The 17,193-nt window shown below is 30.8% G+C and carries 20 protein-coding genes; 3 read left to right on the top strand and 17 right to left on the bottom strand.

Features of this window, described 5'->3' with window-relative positions; genetic code table 11:
- Nucleotides 1-133: 133 nt before the first annotated feature.
- The 8 genes from KSU54_RS14490 to KSU54_RS14525 all read right to left on the bottom strand — a co-directional run bounded on the left by KSU54_RS14490 (nucleotide 134) and on the right by KSU54_RS14525 (nucleotide 7,783).
- Complete coding sequence (locus KSU54_RS14490) at nucleotides 134-595, bottom strand: prolyl-tRNA synthetase associated domain-containing protein (RefSeq protein WP_003538819.1); 462 nt, start codon at nucleotides 593-595, stop codon at nucleotides 134-136.
- Nucleotides 596-674: 79 nt separating this feature from the next.
- A complete protein-coding gene (locus KSU54_RS14495; RefSeq protein ID WP_003538820.1) occupies nucleotides 675-1,865 on the bottom strand; it encodes a M15 family metallopeptidase in 1,191 nt (396 codons plus the stop codon).
- Between the two features lie 22 nt (nucleotides 1,866-1,887).
- Nucleotides 1,888-3,018 (bottom strand): serine racemase VanT catalytic subunit, encoded by a 1,131-nt coding sequence (vanT, locus tag KSU54_RS14500; protein WP_008792213.1) that lies wholly within the window; start codon nucleotides 3,016-3,018, stop codon nucleotides 1,888-1,890.
- Nucleotides 2,978-4,012: an acyltransferase gene (locus KSU54_RS14505; RefSeq protein ID WP_117792508.1), complete on the bottom strand. Its 1,035-nt coding sequence runs from the start codon at nucleotides 4,010-4,012 to the stop codon at nucleotides 2,978-2,980. The genes vanT and KSU54_RS14505 overlap by 41 nt, the downstream gene beginning before the upstream one ends.
- A complete protein-coding gene (locus KSU54_RS14510; protein WP_009008686.1) occupies nucleotides 4,005-4,757 on the bottom strand; it encodes a D-alanyl-D-alanine carboxypeptidase family protein in 753 nt (250 codons plus the stop codon). Before KSU54_RS14510 ends, KSU54_RS14505 begins: the two co-directional genes overlap by 8 nt.
- The gene (gene vanG / locus KSU54_RS14515) at nucleotides 4,735-5,784 is read right to left on the bottom strand and encodes a D-alanine--D-serine ligase VanG (RefSeq protein WP_003538826.1); all 1,050 of its coding nucleotides are present in this window, start codon (nucleotides 5,782-5,784) and stop codon (nucleotides 4,735-4,737) included. The genes KSU54_RS14510 and vanG overlap by 23 nt, the downstream gene beginning before the upstream one ends.
- 152 nt (nucleotides 5,785-5,936) lie before the next feature.
- A complete protein-coding gene (locus tag KSU54_RS14520; protein ID WP_117792506.1) occupies nucleotides 5,937-6,737 on the bottom strand; it encodes a Cof-type HAD-IIB family hydrolase in 801 nt (266 codons plus the stop codon).
- Nucleotides 6,738-6,808: 71 nt separating this feature from the next.
- Nucleotides 6,809-7,783: an FAD:protein FMN transferase gene (locus KSU54_RS14525; RefSeq protein ID WP_117792504.1), complete on the bottom strand. Its 975-nt coding sequence runs from the start codon at nucleotides 7,781-7,783 to the stop codon at nucleotides 6,809-6,811.
- A 28-nt stretch (nucleotides 7,784-7,811) separates the two neighbouring features.
- Here KSU54_RS14525 and KSU54_RS14530 point away from each other — a divergent pair, with 28 nt between their 5' ends.
- Both KSU54_RS14530 and KSU54_RS14535 read left to right on the top strand, forming a co-directional pair.
- Nucleotides 7,812-8,171, top strand: a complete 360-nt coding sequence (locus tag KSU54_RS14530) for a NusG domain II-containing protein (protein WP_117792502.1) — start codon at nucleotides 7,812-7,814, stop codon at nucleotides 8,169-8,171.
- Between the two features lie 9 nt (nucleotides 8,172-8,180).
- On the top strand, nucleotides 8,181-8,669 hold the full coding sequence (locus KSU54_RS14535) for a Gx transporter family protein (RefSeq protein WP_003538835.1): 489 nt from the start codon (nucleotides 8,181-8,183) through the stop codon (nucleotides 8,667-8,669).
- Between the two features lie 188 nt (nucleotides 8,670-8,857).
- Here the strand turns inward: KSU54_RS14535 and KSU54_RS14540 are convergent, their stop codons facing one another.
- From KSU54_RS14540 to KSU54_RS14570, 7 genes are all read right to left on the bottom strand, one after another.
- The gene (locus KSU54_RS14540; protein WP_008792219.1) at nucleotides 8,858-10,186 is read right to left on the bottom strand and encodes an MATE family efflux transporter; all 1,329 of its coding nucleotides are present in this window, start codon (nucleotides 10,184-10,186) and stop codon (nucleotides 8,858-8,860) included.
- A 117-nt stretch (nucleotides 10,187-10,303) separates the two neighbouring features.
- Complete coding sequence (locus KSU54_RS14545) at nucleotides 10,304-11,011, bottom strand: 16S rRNA pseudouridine(516) synthase (protein ID WP_008792220.1); 708 nt, start codon at nucleotides 11,009-11,011, stop codon at nucleotides 10,304-10,306.
- Nucleotides 11,002-11,412 (bottom strand): flavodoxin family protein, encoded by a 411-nt coding sequence (locus KSU54_RS14550; protein WP_003538848.1) that lies wholly within the window; start codon nucleotides 11,410-11,412, stop codon nucleotides 11,002-11,004. The genes KSU54_RS14545 and KSU54_RS14550 overlap by 10 nt, the downstream gene beginning before the upstream one ends.
- Nucleotides 11,409-11,906 (bottom strand): MarR family winged helix-turn-helix transcriptional regulator, encoded by a 498-nt coding sequence (locus KSU54_RS14555; RefSeq protein WP_117792500.1) that lies wholly within the window; start codon nucleotides 11,904-11,906, stop codon nucleotides 11,409-11,411. Before KSU54_RS14555 ends, KSU54_RS14550 begins: the two co-directional genes overlap by 4 nt.
- Before the next feature lie 143 nt (nucleotides 11,907-12,049).
- Nucleotides 12,050-12,610, bottom strand: coding sequence for a sugar O-acetyltransferase (locus KSU54_RS14560; RefSeq protein ID WP_008792222.1), 561 nt, complete (start codon nucleotides 12,608-12,610; stop codon nucleotides 12,050-12,052).
- A 2-nt stretch (nucleotides 12,611-12,612) separates the two neighbouring features.
- On the bottom strand, nucleotides 12,613-13,083 hold the full coding sequence (locus tag KSU54_RS14565) for an RbsD/FucU domain-containing protein (protein WP_003538852.1): 471 nt from the start codon (nucleotides 13,081-13,083) through the stop codon (nucleotides 12,613-12,615).
- 483 nt (nucleotides 13,084-13,566) lie between these two features.
- A complete protein-coding gene (locus KSU54_RS14570) occupies nucleotides 13,567-14,556 on the bottom strand; it encodes an ROK family protein (RefSeq protein ID WP_003538854.1) in 990 nt (329 codons plus the stop codon).
- A gap of 247 nt (nucleotides 14,557-14,803) precedes the next feature.
- Between KSU54_RS14570 and KSU54_RS14575 the strand changes: the two genes are divergently transcribed.
- Nucleotides 14,804-15,631 carry an oxidoreductase gene (locus KSU54_RS14575; protein ID WP_003538862.1) on the top strand — a complete coding sequence of 276 codons (828 nt, stop codon included), beginning with the start codon at nucleotides 14,804-14,806 and terminating at the stop codon, nucleotides 15,629-15,631.
- 38 nt (nucleotides 15,632-15,669) lie between these two features.
- Here KSU54_RS14575 and KSU54_RS14580 read toward each other — a convergent pair whose 3' ends face one another.
- Nucleotides 15,670-15,969, bottom strand: a complete 300-nt coding sequence (locus tag KSU54_RS14580; RefSeq protein ID WP_003538865.1) for a hypothetical protein — start codon at nucleotides 15,967-15,969, stop codon at nucleotides 15,670-15,672.
- A 305-nt stretch (nucleotides 15,970-16,274) separates the two neighbouring features.
- Nucleotides 16,275-16,406: a hypothetical protein gene (locus KSU54_RS19190; protein ID WP_003538867.1), complete on the bottom strand. Its 132-nt coding sequence runs from the start codon at nucleotides 16,404-16,406 to the stop codon at nucleotides 16,275-16,277.
- Nucleotides 16,407-17,193: the final 787 nt, after the last annotated feature.

Here is a 17,193-nt window from a genome sequence, read left to right on the forward strand (position 1 = left end):
TATATCGAATAATATTCATTAATATTACGACTCTAACCATTATGACTAAACTAAATACATAGAGTTATAAAGATGTAATCTTGCAGCAAGTATTTATTTCAATAAATTTCTTATTACTGCCATAATCAAATTTTTAAATAATTAAATACTCATTTCCACAAGCATTAATAAACAATAACAAATCATCATAGGTAATTGATATTGTTGCTGTATTAATATTAGGGTGAATTAATAATCGTTGTGCTCTTAATTCACGATCAATCAATATTTTTACTCGCTTATTATCATTAATTATTCCTAATGGTGTCACTGATCCTGGAATTAGCTTTAACAATTCTACAAGTTCTTCATCACTAGCAAAGCTTAGCCGCTTACTACCAATTTGTTTAGCTATATATTTCAAGTCAGCACGCCTTTCAACCGTCATCATATAAATGAAGAATTGTTTATCACTACTTTTTAAAAATAGATTTTTACATGCTACTCCATCAATTTGCTCATTAATAAACATTGCTTCTTCAACAGTGCTAACTGATTGGTGATTAATTTTTTGATAATCAATACCCAACTGTGTTAAAAATTTATATATATCCATTGTTAACTCCTCTTTTTATGATAATGATTTTAACATATTAAAAGTTTAATTGAAAATAATAAAAGCATCCAAAGGATGCTTAATCAATTTTCTTTAATTCATAATCAAAACCATATTTTAAAATATATTCTTCTAGAGTCCAATTATTATCATAAATTATTTTAGCTGCTTTCTTACCAACATAACGTAAATGCCATGGCTCATTAGCAGTTCCAGTAATATCCGAACGATTTTTAGGATAACGAAGAATAAAGCCATATTTATAAGCATTTTTAGCAACCCATTTATACTCATCCGTATCACCAAAAACCATTCTCTTTTTATCAATTACACTTTGGCTAGTTAAATCTACTCCTAACCCTAATTGATGTTCACTTGAGCCAGGTTTCGCAACTAAACCACTAGCAGTGACTTCATCATAACGGTTAAAATAATCATTATAAATTTCTACTTGTTCATCATATGAGCGATATCCACTATTTAAAACTAAATGATAATCTTCTTTTAAAGCATCTTTATTCATATCTTCTAATGCTTTAGCTGCATCTTTTCGAAGTTTATTATGGTTATTATCAGGAGCAATTGGTATATCAGGTACAACAAGATCAGCAGGGACATAATCTTTAGGTAACACAAAACCCTTTTTAATCAACAGAAGTGTATTACTAGGATCTAAAACTTCATATTCTGATCCAACAGCATTATTAGCATCAATAAATGGGTAAGTAACCGTAAGTACAGCTGTTATTGGCTCTTGATTACTTGCAAGATACTTAGGCAGATCCTCAAAGACCATTCCATTAATCTTTAAATAAGATTTAATTTGCGAATATGTATATTTATTATCGACGATTACCTTAAAATCAGATAGCTCTGCAACCTTCATTAAAGATAATACTTGTTTATAACTATATTTTAAATCCTTGAGATCTTGATAATAATCCTGATAGAAAGTATCAATATATTTTATTACTTCTTTTTTTGAATAATCTTGATGTTCTTTTTGATATGTCTGATACTCTAAATAATGTTTTTTATTTTTATATTCATTCCAGGAACTTAAATCACTGACCTTTTCCGCATCCAAATAACGCTCAATCTCATTATCATTTAGCTGTAAAATAATGCTTTGTTCAGACCAACCATAGCCCTTCGTCATTAACCGAATTCTTGTAAAATTAAATGCAATCAATGTCCCAAGTATTAACATAGCGATTAATACACTAATGATTACTTTATAAGGGATTTTTTTCTTTTCATTGTACGACATGTAACTGCTTCTTTTCAACCTATTATCCTCCTCGATATATTCTTGGCAGTCGACTTCCTAAACGACTCAAAATCTCATTACTAATTGTATTAGCTTCAAGTGCAATTTCTTCTACCCTAATTTCTTCTGTACCATCTTGACCAATTACGGTGACTAGATCATTATCACTGATATCACTAATCTCGCTAACATCTACAAGCATTTGATCCATACAAATTCTTCCAACTATTGGACACTTTTGACCTTTGATCAAAACACTTCCATTTGAAGAAAGTATACGTGGCAATCCATCACCATAGCCAATTGGAATAACGGCAATTACACTATCACGATTAACCTTATAAGTCAAGCCATAACCAAGACTCGCGCCTTTAGTCAAATAATGCAGCATTGCAATTTGTGCTTTAATTGTTAAAGCTGGTTTTAAATCTAATTGTACTTTTGAATAATCATTGAACGTTGAGTACACTCCATACATTAAAATCCCAACCCGAGCATAATCGGCATTGATTTCAGGATAATTTACTAATCCATAACTACTTTGAAGATGAACCTTTCCTATATCATAATGTCTTAATTTTAATTCATTAATTAAATCATAAAAAGCAGCTATTTGTTTTTGGGTGTATTCTTGATCAACTTTCCTTTTACTATCACAAACACAAAGATGTGTAAAATAACCCTGAATATGAATAAACTGGTAATCATATATTTCTTTAATACTCTCATAATCGCTTAAATCAAAACCTAAACGATGCATTCCAGTATCAATCTTAATATGAACATTGATCATATGCCCACTTTCATTTAATTGCCGAGCATGCTCACGATTTACAATGGTTTGAATCAAACGATAATTATGTAATTCAATTGCACGAATGGGATGACTATAACCAAGTACTAAAATTTCGCCATATATCCCATGTTCTCGAAGTTTGATACCTTCATCGATAGTAGCAACTGCAAAAGCTTCAATTCCCATTTTTTGACAATGTTTCGCAACTTCTACTAACCCATGACCATATCCTTCTGCTTTAACAACTACCATTAATGAACTATTTTTATTTAATAATGAACTCAATTCATCAAGATTATGCGTGATTGCATCTAGATCAACTTCGATCCAACTGCGACTTGTGCGAATATTCACCATACTTCTCTTTTCCTTTCAATAAAATCTCTGAAAATAAAACAGTTATTATCAATACACTAATAAACTGAATCAGCGGGTCAACAACTAAATGATCACACTTCAATAATTTACCTATTCCACGAACAACAACAATCATCAAGGGATGAAAAAGATAAATAGCTAACGATAGATCTTTACATTTAGATATTCGTTTGCCTGATATTCGTAAAAGTCCCTGATATAGCCAAAACATTACTACCGGCAATAAGATATTCATTGAATCATGACGTACAAAAACATAATCTGCTGTATCTTGATAACCTCTCAATAGTGATATTTCTATAAACATCAAACTTATTGCTAATATCGTGCTAATAACGATTACTCTTAAACTAAAGTTAAATTGCTTTACCGCAAGAAGTTTTCCAATCCAAATGAATAACGGTGCAAAGAAAATACCATTTCGTGTATAATCACTTATTAAAAAAATCAAGTCATACCCCCATTTACAATATGGGTGTATCAAACCATAATACGAATCACCACCTAATCCAATTAAATAAAGTAGTACCACAATTGAAAAACTCGTTAATAAAGATACCCGTTTATCTAATACTGCAACAATGATCAATCCTAGAACTGTTGCTGGTAAATACCACAAATGATAGAAAGTTCCATCGAACAAAACATCTTTAATTATTTCATAAATCAGATTACTTTGATTAAAATAATGATTATAAAGATTTAATGGTAAATAAATAATTATTGCTGCTAAATAAATCAATAGTGTCTGTTTAATAATCTTACATAGTCGTTTTTTACTGGGATTAAGAAAATAGAAATAAGCAGTTGTGATAAAAAAGAATGGTACTGCAATACGTCCTAATCCACGAGTTAAATAAAAATCTAAAGTTGGGCTAATTGTATCTAATGGTGAAGTATGAATCGTGACAACTAAAATTGCAGCAATTATCCTAAAACAGTCGATTAAGGGATAACCTTTTACTTTAGACATATGGCCTCCATGATGTAATAATAAAACCATCACAATTATTTCCCGATATTTGATAACTACCATGATCACTTAAGTTTAACTTAGTCTGTTCATTAACTGCTGGAACATAAAATACTTCAACTAACTTTCCTTGGCAGTCTAAAACATATGGATTGAAAATAGAATGATTTTTTATATATAAATGATATTCTTCAAAACACCACTGATTTTCTTCCATAATTTTTGCATGAACAATCCCAACATAGCGAAAATGCCATGGTTCCTCACTAATTTTGGTAAAATCAATTTTATTTTTAGAATATCTCTGAATAAAGCCATAATCACTTGCAATATCACGAAATTGTTGACAGATTTCCTGACTTGTAAAATCAGGACAAAAGATATCAATTGTTTCATTTTTTACTGCTAGATCAATGGCTAGACCTGTTTGATGCTCACTACAGTTCACTCTAGCAACAAACTTATCAACAAACTCTTTTCCATGATTTTGAATAGCCTGATTATAGATCATAGCTTGTTCTTGACCGCTTCTTAAACCACTGACTAAAACAATCTTATCTTCTGCTTTAATTTCCTGTAATGCTTTTGTTAGCATCTCCATAGCCGTTTTTTCTAATGATATTGTTGAATCCTTGGCAGTCGAACAGTTAGTAATTTGATAGTTATTTGCAATTGGATAATTATGATTAACCAATACTAATGGACCTTGGTAAATATCATCTTTATTTAAAGTTACCATCTGCATACTTAAGCCCTATCGCAACAATTTTATCTATTAATTCACTAAATTCAAAACCTACTCCTTTCATCATCTGGGGAAAACGGCTATGATCAGTAAAACCAGGAATCGTATTAACCTCATTAAAAACTATTTCATTGTTTGGCGTTAAAAACATGTCTACCCTAGCAAAATTCTGACAAGCTAATGTCTGATAAATAATTTTTGCAGTTTCTTGAATTTTCCTTGCCGTTACTTCATCAATTCTAGCGGGCATATGAATTGTTGAAGTTTTCAAAGTATACTTTTCATCATAATCAAAAAAACCTCCCGATAATTCTATTTCATCTACCTCACCAACAGTCAATTCATCGTTGCCAATAATCGCACAACCTACCTCAAACCCTTCAACAGCTTCCTCTACAATTACTTCATTATCGTAATTAAAGGCATATTCAAGTGCTTTTGTTAATTCTTCCATTTTGACAACTTTACTAATTCCATATGATGATCCAGCTTTTAATGGTTTAACAAATAATGGAAAATTCAATGCTTTAACATTAAAATCATTTATATTATGTACAAGCACAGACCTAGTAACCTTTATCCCTGCTGCTTTGACTAACTGGTGAGCTCGATATTTATCCATACATAATGCTGATGCTAATAATCCGCAGCCAAGTACTGGTATTTTTGCAAGCTCCATTAATCCTTGAACAGTACCATCCTCACCATTTTTTCCATGCAAGACCGGTAAAACCGCATCAATTTGCTGATAGATTATTTTATTATCAACTATTTCCATCACTGCTTGTCTTTCTGGTTCTAAACATACCGTCACTGGATTAAGCAGTTCTTGATTCCAAGTATCATTACTAATTTTTTCAATTTCCCCATCATAATGAAACCACTGTCCTGCTCTCGTAATCCCGATTAAATAAAGATCATATTTTTCTTGCGGAAAATTCTTTATAATCGCAGCTGCTGATTGTAGCGACACTTCATATTCACTTGATTTTCCTCCAAATAAAATAGCTATTGTTTTTCTTTTCATATTATATCCTTCCTTACTACTCCTTCGATAAATCTATAATATAAAAAAAACGCTCTTCATTTTTTAATTTCTTCATAAGAAAAAATCACAAAATTCCCACTTATTTCTTACATTTTTCTTACAAAAAAATCAGCATTCTGCTGACTTTACTGTTAAATATTAAAATGCTTTTTAAAACTTTGAGCAATCCCATCATTATCAACACTATCAGTTATTTCACTTGCTACACTTTTTAATTTAGGAATAGCATTCCCCATAGCAATACCATGTTTAACCAATTGTAACATCTCTACATCGTTGATACCGTCACCAAAAGCATACGTGTTTTCATAATCAATTCCTAATTTTTGATATAAATATTCACAAGCAGTTCCCTTAGTGAAACCTTTGCAATAAACATCCATTCGAATCAAACCTGTATCATACGGAATCATCGTAAATTCATCTTCTAATTCATGATAAGCTGCCCACAACTGTGCTGCACTATCAAATAAAACACAACAGCTTACCGCTTTAACATCACTAGTTTTAAATACCTCATTAACATCAGTTGGTCTTTCAGTTGTTCCCTGAAACATAGCACGATGTTTTATAACCAATTCATCATCAAGAAAACTGCACCATGCACCACCGCGACCATTAAACATTGAACGACCATTATATTTTGCATATACATCTAATTGCTTCTGCACCATTCCATTATCAAATTGTTCATCAATCAAAATCTCATTATTAAAACGAATATAATGTCCATCATTACAAATATACCCATCAAATTCAATGTTTGCCACACTTTCAGGTACTTCACCCCGAGCTGTTGCAATGACGATCTTATTACCTTGATTTTTAAATTCATTTAAAACCCTTATTGTCTCATCAGTTGGATGTAACATCCCATTAGGTACATTAACTAATGTCCCATCAATATCAAAAAACGCTATTCTCGTATTCATAATGCTCCTCCTTCTTTTAAGTATAAAGAAATTCATATCTTTTATGAGATATTTTAATATTATGAAAATAATTACTGAATCACATAATCTTTTGCATGATCACTGTAATAAAGAGCATTGTTTGTATCAATAAACACAGCTTCTATCCCCGCTAATTGATTTACTAATGCTAACCCCTGCTCTTTACCTAAAGTAAAACATACTGTGCTTAATGCATCACCATCAACTGAATGATTACTAATAATCGTAACTGAAGCTAACCCATTATCATAACTATATCCCGTCTTCGGATTTAAGATATGATGATAATACTTCCCTTCAACTTCAAAATAACGTTGATAAATTCCTGAAGTTACAACCGACTGATCATTAATTTTTAATTTTAAAATGTCACTACTTCCTTTAGGATCAGTAATACCAATTGTAAAATCATCACTATTCTTTTTCCCTACACAAAGAACATTACCACCTAAATTGATAATTGCACTGTCTACTCTCTGCTCAATTAAGTATTCCTTAATTTTATCAGCAATATATCCCTTTGCAACAGCCCCTAGATCTATTATAGTATTAGGATTACTAAAACTAATTGTACTATCATTTAAAGTAATTCCCCTATATCCAATCGACGTCAAAGCACCGGCTATTGCTGAAGTTTCCGGCAATTTTGGAGTATCAGCTTTAAAATCCCACAAATCAATCAATTGTCCTACTGTAATATCAAAAGTACCATTAGATAACTTACTATATTCCAAACCAATATTTATAACTTTAGCAAGTTCCTTGGATATTTTAATTGGTTTAGTTTTATCTTGATGATTGAGCTGATATAATTCACTTTTGGGATTAGTCCGGGAAAAGAGAAGCTCGTAGTCCTTGCAAATAGCAAAACATTCATCTAGAATATTAGACGAAGCACGATCATATAAAGTAATCGTAACTTGCGTATCTAAAAGAAGCTGCGTTTGACTTAGAGGCTGTTTATTCGTACATCCACAAAATATAATTAAGATTATTAAAATTTTTATAAACCAACGTTTTTTCATGTCATTTCCTTTCATTCTGGAGGTAGCTATGTTTAAGAAGAAAGACTTCATTATTATTTTCATAATTTTTGTCGTTATTATCGGGGCACTGCTTTTTAATCATTTTTATTTCAGTCAAAAAGCTGCTTACGTGAAAATCACCGTTAATAATCAAGTATATCGTACTGTTCCTCTAGAGATTAATCAGACAATTAAGATTAGTGATAAAAATATGATCGTGATCAATCACGGAAGTGTACATATGAAAGATGCTACTTGCCCTGATAAATTATGTATCAAACAAGGAACGATATCTAAAAATGGTGAACAAATTATTTGTTTGCCTAATCAAGTTGTTATTGCAATTGTTTCTAATCAATATAACGATGTTGATTCATCATCCAAATAGGAGGCCCCAATGACTAAAAGAATTACCTATTTATCTTTACTAATCGCAATCGCAATTATTCTCGGTTATCTTGAAACCTTTATTCCTATTAACTTTGGAATTCCTGGTGCAAAACTCGGCCTTGCTAACCTCATCGGATTAATTGCACTATATCGCTTTGGATTTAGAGACGCTTTAATCATCACTCTCCTGCGAGTTTTTATTATTGCCAGTGTTTTTACTAACTACTATATGTTTTTATATAGTTTAAGCGGTGCTTTATTAAGTTTAGTCATTATGGTTCTTTTAAAAAAAACCAAACTCTTTTCAACTTTGATCATTAGTATTTCCGGCGCAATCTTTCATAATCTAGGACAAATCCTAGTAGCCTTAATTTTCTATGGTTTTAATATTATTTATTATCTACCTTATTTAATAATCTTATCACTTATTACAGGTAGTGTCATTGGTATCTTAGGCCAAATTATTTTAGCCAAACTACCTAAACAACTATCATAATGAATTGTTTTTTACTAAAAAAAGGAATTTCTTCCTTTTCAAACAACAATATAACTCTCATTTTTAGCAGCAAATGAAATGATCATGTAATATTTTATATTGGGAGAGAAAAATAATCTACATGATCACTTACTTTACTACGATAGTACTATACTCCTTAAACATTACTTTAAGTCAATCTTTTTTTATTAAACTAATTGCCGATTCATCCATTTTCCACTAAAATAGCGCCAGATAAAGAAAATACAACGAACTCCCCAATCAATAAACATTGCAATCCAAACACCAATTAATCCAAGATTCATATATTGTCCCAAAACATAACTAAAGCATAATCTAAATATTAGCATTGATGCAGCTGAAACTATCATCGTAAACTTAGCATCATTAGCTGCTCTTAAAGCATTTGGAAATGTGAATGACGTAGGCCAGATTAATGCTGCAATAATTGCATGTAAAAAGATACATTGGTATGCAAGGTCCGTCGTTTCTTTTGATAATGAATAGAATGTTAAAATTGAAGGTGTTGCAATAATTAAAACTACAATTAATCCAGCCATTGAAAGATAAGTAATTTTTAATAACTTTTTAACATAATATTTTGCTTGTTTATAATCATTTGCACCTACACATTGACCTACAACCGTCACCATCGCCAAAGACATTGCCATCCCAGGAATAATCTGCATTTGAGCCAAGTTATTCGAAACAGCATTAGCTGCAATTGAATATGTCCCAAAAGTTGCAATTAAACTTTGTACTAAGATTTTCCCTAGCTGAAACATCCCATTTTCTAATCCCGAAGGTATCCCAATTGCTAAAATCTTTTTTATATACATAAAGTCAAATTTCCAATGAAGATAATCATTTACACATACATCATTATCCCGATGACTTAACATCTTTAAAATTACGATACAAGCTACTGCTCTGGCAATCAGCGTTGCTAATACGGCACCAAATACCCCCCATTTAAAAACGAAAATAAAAATTGCATTTAAAATAATATTAATAACATTCATGACTGCACTATTAATCATCGATATTTTAGAGTTACCAATTGCCCTAAATAATGCTGCTCCAGAGTTATATAATGCAATAAAAGGATACGACATTGCTGAAAATAAAAAATAGATTTCTGCATTTTTCATTACATCTACTTCAACATTTCCAAAAACCATGTGTAATAATGGCACATTAAATGCAATAACTATCACCATGATAATTACTGACAATAATGCTGTAATCAAAATCAACTGTTTTGCTGAATACTTTGCCTTATCTTTAGAACCCTGTCCAATAAACTGGGCTGCAACTACTGCTCCCCCTGTTCCTAATGCAGCAAAAATATTGATTAATAAAATATTAATTGCATCAACCAGCGAAACTGCTGATACTGCTGCTTCGCCGACGCTAGCAACCATAACAGTATCTGCAAAACCTACTGTAATTACTAATAATTGTTCCACAACCAAGGGAATAATTAATTTTTTTAATGCTTTGTTATCAAATAACATTCCTCACGCCCCCTACAGTTACCTATTATACGCCCATATTCTTTTGAACAAAGTAAATTTCATTTTCTGGAAAAGCAAAAAAACCTCACAAATGAGGTCTAAAAACAAATTATTAGTCTAACAATGCTTAAACAAAGTTATCAATTCTGTTGAGGTCAAGTCTCGATATTCCCCTAAAGCTAATTTTTGATCAAGTTCTATTCCTGCAAAAGCAATTCGTTTAAGTGTACACACTTCATTTTGACATGATTTAAACATTTTTTTAATTTGATGATACCTCCCCTCATTGATAGTTACTAAACAATGGTATTCATCAAGTATTTCCAATAAACTAGGTAAACATTGAACCTTGTGATCAATCACTACACCATCAGAGAATTTTTTAATCAATTCATCTTTAAGCGGAAATTTAGTAGTCACATAATATTTTTTATTAACATGATTTTGTGGTAATAATAATTTTTTTGATAGTGAAGTGTCATTAGTAATTATCAATAGCCCTGTTGTATCAATATCTAAACGCCCTAAACAATAGCAATCTTCTCGCCCAATCAGATCAATTACACACTGATGATATTTATCATGATTTGCACAAAGATAGTCAGCCGGTTTATTCATCATATAATAAACAAATGGCTGGGCATTCAATTGAATATGATGATACATAATAATATCATCCGCCTTTACTGGATAACGAACATCTGTAATTACTTGATCGTTCACCCTAATTTCCCCATGCCTAATCAAGGTTTTACATATCTTGTGATTCCCTAGTTTATTCTTCATTAAAACATAATATAGATCTTTAATTCGACTCACCTCCATTTTAGAACTTCTTTAGCAAACTTTTTAGCTGCCTGGATATCCTTTTTATCAGGATGTCCAAAGTTTTTAAAAATAAAAGCACTTCCTTTACATGAAAACACCGGTCCATAAATTATTCCCTTTTCTTTAAGCTGTGCTTTAACATTAGTAAATTGATCTGTTCCAAAACCGTTAGCAGAAAATAAAATAACCTTCTTAACTTTATTAGCATCAAGTTGTGCTACAAACCTAGTTACTTGTTCAGGAATATTTCCTCCTAAAATTGGACATCCTAAAAATAAAATATCTGCTTTAACATCTTGCACTTGTTTAATATTTTTAGCATCGACTTGAAGTTCGTCAGCAATTGCCTTCGCAATTTTCTTATTATTCTTTTTACTTTTATATATTACTTCAATCATCCTTCTGCCCCCTTTTGACGATTTTTAAAAAATACTTCTAAATGATCGATCCCATGCATTAATTTAATTGATAACTGATAATACTGAGTGATTTCTTCATTACTAAATTCACTAAATAAAGCTTGATGTACCTCATCTGTTAATTCTTCCATATCTTTTCTAAAGCGCAATCCCTGTTTACTCATTACCACACATAACGAGCGTGCATCTTTGGGTGACTTCTCTAAAATCACATATTCCTGCTTTTCCAAACTCAGTGCTAATTTTTTTACATTTTGTCGTGAACACCCCATCACTTTTGCTAACATGCTTAAATCAGGAGCATCAGTAAATGAAGTCATCGTAGCCATTAATAACCATTGTTTACTCGTCATTTCATTGTAACGATCAAATATCGCATGTAGCTTATTCTCCTGAATAAACACACCCGCAAATAACAGTTTTTTGACCCATTTAGGATCCTGTCCTAATAATTCATAACTTGATTTTTTCATCATTCTCTCCATATCCGTAACTAGTTACTTATTTTTATTATAGTAACTAGTTACCAATCTGTCAATAAACAAATACTTTCATCAGATTATTTCATAATAAAAAGTTATAATGACTTCTCACTATAACCTCTAAAACAGATATTTTAATTTTCGATTGATCTTATTACTTTACAGGGATTTCCACAAGCAACACTATTAGGAACAATATCTTTAGTCACAACACTGCCTGCTCCAATTACACAGCCATCGCCAATCGTTACCCCTGGTAAAATAACTACATTACCACCTAACCACACATTATTACCAATTTTAATTGGTAGCGCTTGTTCTAAACCAGTATTTCTAATTTTATATTCGGTAGGATGAATAGCAGTATATAGACCACATGAAGGTCCTATATAAACATTATCTCCTAATTCAATTCCACCACCATCCATAAAATAACAATTACTATTAATAAAAGCATTTTTACCAATTTTAATCTTATTTCCATAATCACACATAAAGGGACTTATAAGCTCTATGTTTATGGGTTGATAACCTAACAAACTTGTAATCACTTCTAATCTTTTTTCATAACTGCTAGGTTTTATGTGATCTAGATCAAAACACAAATCTTTAGCTAATACTCTTTGTTTTAATAATTCTTCATCATTATTTGCATCATACCACATTCCTAATTCCATTTTTTCACGTTCTGTCATTTTTATTTCCCCTTTATTCCTTCTTTTAACCATTTCATACTAATCTCTGCACTAGGATACCCTGCAATTAAAATTGCCTGTGCATGTACACCATAATCACCTGTTTGTACCACTGCTTTACAACGATCACGCATTTCATAATATTCAGGAATGTAATGCATCGAATGAATATTTTTCTTTCCCAACAAATCAACCAGTAACTGATAATCTTTTTGATTTACTTCAATCATATCTTCTGTGACGATTGCTCCTTCAAAATCACCACAAGCAACTAGTGTAGTTACTATATCCTCAAAACTTGGTGAACCGGTCACTACTTCTACATCTATATATTCAACACTTGAATCCAGTGGGTATAGGGCTTTACTAGATGTTCCACTGCCAGCATCAGCAATAAATAACATCTCACCATGACGCAGACTAGCAACAACTGCTGCCAAACGTTCATGAAGAATTCTCTTTTTTGGTTTCACACTTATCTCCTTATTTATTAAAAGTCTTTTATTAATTAATAATTATAAGTTATCTAATAAAAAAGTCAACAAATAAAACAACTCTCCTTGAACCGTCCTAATCAAATAAATAGATGAAACAATCAAATTATTAGATTTGAAGTTATCAAAAATAATAACTTCATTTATTATTTAGAAATAAACAGGTTAAGCTATGCAAATATTATTACTATAGTGTTCAGTCTCATATTTCATAATCTTTTTATTTTCTGGTATTGAACATCAAACTGATAAATCTGATGATAATACTGTTCGTCCAACAAACATATAAATCCATATTTCTCTTTCAATTCAAGGAAAGATTTATGATTATTTAGATGTTCTTTGACAATTTCTAATTTATACGCTTTAGCATACTTTTGTCCCCTCAACAATATAAAAGTTCCTATTCAGTGTTTAATTATTTACACTATCTAGGAGGTTTTTATATCAATAACAGTTGTTTTATTTGTCTTGTTTAATGAAACTTTCTCTAATAACTTCCTGTATTCCCAATAAATAATCATTTTCATAATTAGCACAATACGTTAATTCAGGCATAAATTCACTTGGTAAATACTCTAAACAAATCTTCTTGATTTTTAATATATCATCAGCCTCAATAGCTTCACCTGTTAAAATCACGATTGAAGGATTTATTATCGATGCTACACAACATAATGATAAAGCCACATCTTCTGGTGAATAATCAAAGCATAACTGTTCTTGTTTTAGGTATTTAAAAAATGGTAAATATAAGATTTCACCAGCAATACTATTTTCTCCTTCTATTAATTTACCATTAATAACACTCCCACAGCCAGGTCCAGAATTTAATGGAAACGTCACATAACAAAGATCCTTTTTATTATTATGTAAATAGCAGCCATAAGCAGTATAATTCATATCATTTTTAACAACTGTCTTTAATCCTGTAGCCTTCTCGATTTCAGCTTTAAGATTTACATTTTTTAAATTAGGAATATCTGATTCAATTACTATCTCTTTAGAAATTATTGCCGGTACCCCTAAACCAATTATTTGGATTCTCGAATCTTGTGATAAAAGATATTTAATGAATTTTAAAATATCCTCTAATTTTAAATCATTTACTAATTCTTTACCCTGTTTTAGTACACTTGCAAGGGCATCAATGATTTGCCAGCAAAGATAATCTCTGCCTCTTTTTCTTTGTACAAATAAACACAATGAATGAAAATATTCTGGATTCAATCCATATTTTTTAGTAGGACGACCTTTTTTTAAATAAATAATTTCTTTTTCAACAACAGTTCCATTATCCAAAAAATCATTAAGAATCGTTCCTACTGTAGCTACTGTCAATCTTGAATAATTAGCTAGTTCTTTTTTTGTCACTTCTTGATGTCTTAATAACAATTTCAAAATGATTTGATCATTTAAATCTCGTAGTTTTCCAGTTCCAATTCTATTCACATTTATCAGCCCTTTTCAATTATTTTTGATTATATCAGTATTTTTAAAAGAAAAATACCCTTTGTCTCCAAAGGGCTTTTAATTCAAGTACGTCATTAACACATTCATTATTATATGATAAAAATGTCTTTTGGGCAACTGACAAAAAGAGAATATTTAATTTTTTTATTTTTATATTGACTTATAGTTAACTCTAAGTTCTATACTATAAATGTAGAAAAGATAAATACATGAAGGAGGACTTAAAATGAAAACATGGTTAATTACAGGATGCTCTAGCGGAATTGGACGCGGCATTGCTAAAGCGGTATTAAAGAAAGGGGATAATGCTGTTGTTACTGCTCGTGATACAAGTAAAATTGCCGATCTAGTCGATCAATATCCAAATACAGCTTTAGGAGTGGCTCTAGATATTACCAAAAAAGAGAGTATTAGTGCTGCAGTAAAACAAGCACAAGAAAGATTTGGAACAATTGATGTATTGATCAATAATGCTGGATATGGATATCGTTCTTCAGTTGAAGAAGGTGACATAGATGATGTTAATCTTTTATTTAATACTAACTTCTTTGGGCCAATCGAACTAATTAAAGAAGTATTACCACAAATGCGAGCTAACAAAAACGGTGCTATTGTCAACGTATCATCAATTGCAGCGGTTAGATCGGGTGTAGGTTCTGGTTATTATGCTGCTAGTAAGGCTGCTTTAGAATTAATGACTGATGGTCTAGCTAAAGAATTAAAACCGCTAGGAATCAAGGTCATGATAGCACAACCAGGTTCTTTCCGAACTAATTTTTATGATACTTCACTAAAAGGGACTAAAAATAAGATCGATGATTATAACGAAACAGCTGGGAAAACTCGTAAAGAGAATGTCGTTAATCATAAAAATCAACCTGGTGATCCTGATAAAGGTGGTCAAGTTATTGTTGATACAATTGAAAAAGACAACTATCCTTTCCGTCTTCTCTTAGGTAGTGATGCTACCAAGATCGTAGCTAGTGCTTTAGAAGAAAGAATTCAAGAAATCGAAACTTGGAAAAATATTAGTAGTCAATCAGATTTTGAATAGAAGTAAAGCCTCCTAATAACCGGAGGCTTTACTTTGATTCAGTTATTAAAATGTCCAGTACAAAAATGTTCAATTATTTCTAAAACTTCTGTTAATTTATCTGTTTCAATATAAACTTGAGTCTCTTTAACAAATTTATTAATAAAATTATCATCAAAATTTCCATCAGCTTGTCTTTTGAAACTTTCTTTTAATAAATGCTGTGCTGCATCTTGATACTCAGGTTTCACTCTTTTTAAATAATATTCATAAAACTTAGTTTGTCCATCTTTCACATTCCATTCACTCCTTGCATCTATCATTACCACAATTACTTTAATAATACTTAGTAATCTCATTTTTATTCATTGCTTATACATATAAAATCATTTTTCCTAATAAAATACACTCCTTTAAACTAACGATTTTCACAATTTCCAAGATATATTTTTCCATTTTATAAACTAACTTATCTACCTATAATGTAAGTTAACACGAAAAAGCAATAATCCCCGGCTCTAAGACACTAACAATCAAAATCTTCCAGAAATAAGAGAAGACTGCCATGATTAATTATATCTGGCATACTTATCCCAATTTTTCTAATATCTTGGTATTTTATTAATATAACATTTAAAATATCATATATATCTTCTAAAATGGTTCAATTCTTAGTAAGTTCTTCATCAAGAATAATAATATTTTGTTCATCATAAATACGATGCATCAACCAAACCCGCTCACTGATTCTAATGACTGAGATACATAAGATCTTAACACCTTTATGGGTTGCCATTTTCAATGACAAGGGTTCAAGTGATATAACTTTTTCCCTCAATATGATCAATCTTATCTTCAATCAATGTAAGAGCATGTCTAGCATCATATTTAGTAAAAATTTGTGGTGCTTAAAACAATTACATCATAGTGATTTCCTACTGCAAATAGCTTACTATAAGATATCGTAAAGAACTAGTTGTTAATCCACCAGTACAACTGAGCAGTACTCTAATTAGTGGCCGTATAACCAGTTTTTATACTCTCTACTATTTTTTCAAATACCCCAATCGTTTGCTTAAGCGTCCTCACTTGAAAATGCAAATAAAAAATGCGCAAACCCAATATCTAGATTTACACATTACTGTTACTTGATTATTCGAATTATAACAACTCAGTTTATTAAAAGCCAAGAAAAGATTATTTTACTAAAATAAAAAAGCCTATACGGCTTAATAAAAAAATAAAAATAGTCACTGATTAAAACAAATAGTGTCAATAGATATTTTAGGGAGTAGTGACTATTTATACAAGTTATCTACCTTGCACTATTATAATCTCTCATGAATGTTAATTTAATATGAATTAATCAACCTTTTTATAAATTATTTTATTTATTTTTGAATTTTAAAAAAGTGCATCTTTTTAAAGATACACTTTTTATTATCAAATTATTCAGCAGCTTCTGCAGCTTGTTTGTTTTGATATCTTTCATAAGCAATTAAGAATGGTGCATAAATTAAGATAGATGCTACGATTGCAATTGCTTGAGATACAGCACCCATGATATTAGCTCCTGTAGTTAA

The sequence above is a fragment of the Erysipelatoclostridium sp. MSK.23.31 genome (assembly GCF_019125875.1).
Classification (GTDB): domain Bacteria; phylum Bacillota_I; class Bacilli_A; order Erysipelotrichales; family Coprobacillaceae; genus Thomasclavelia; species Thomasclavelia ramosa.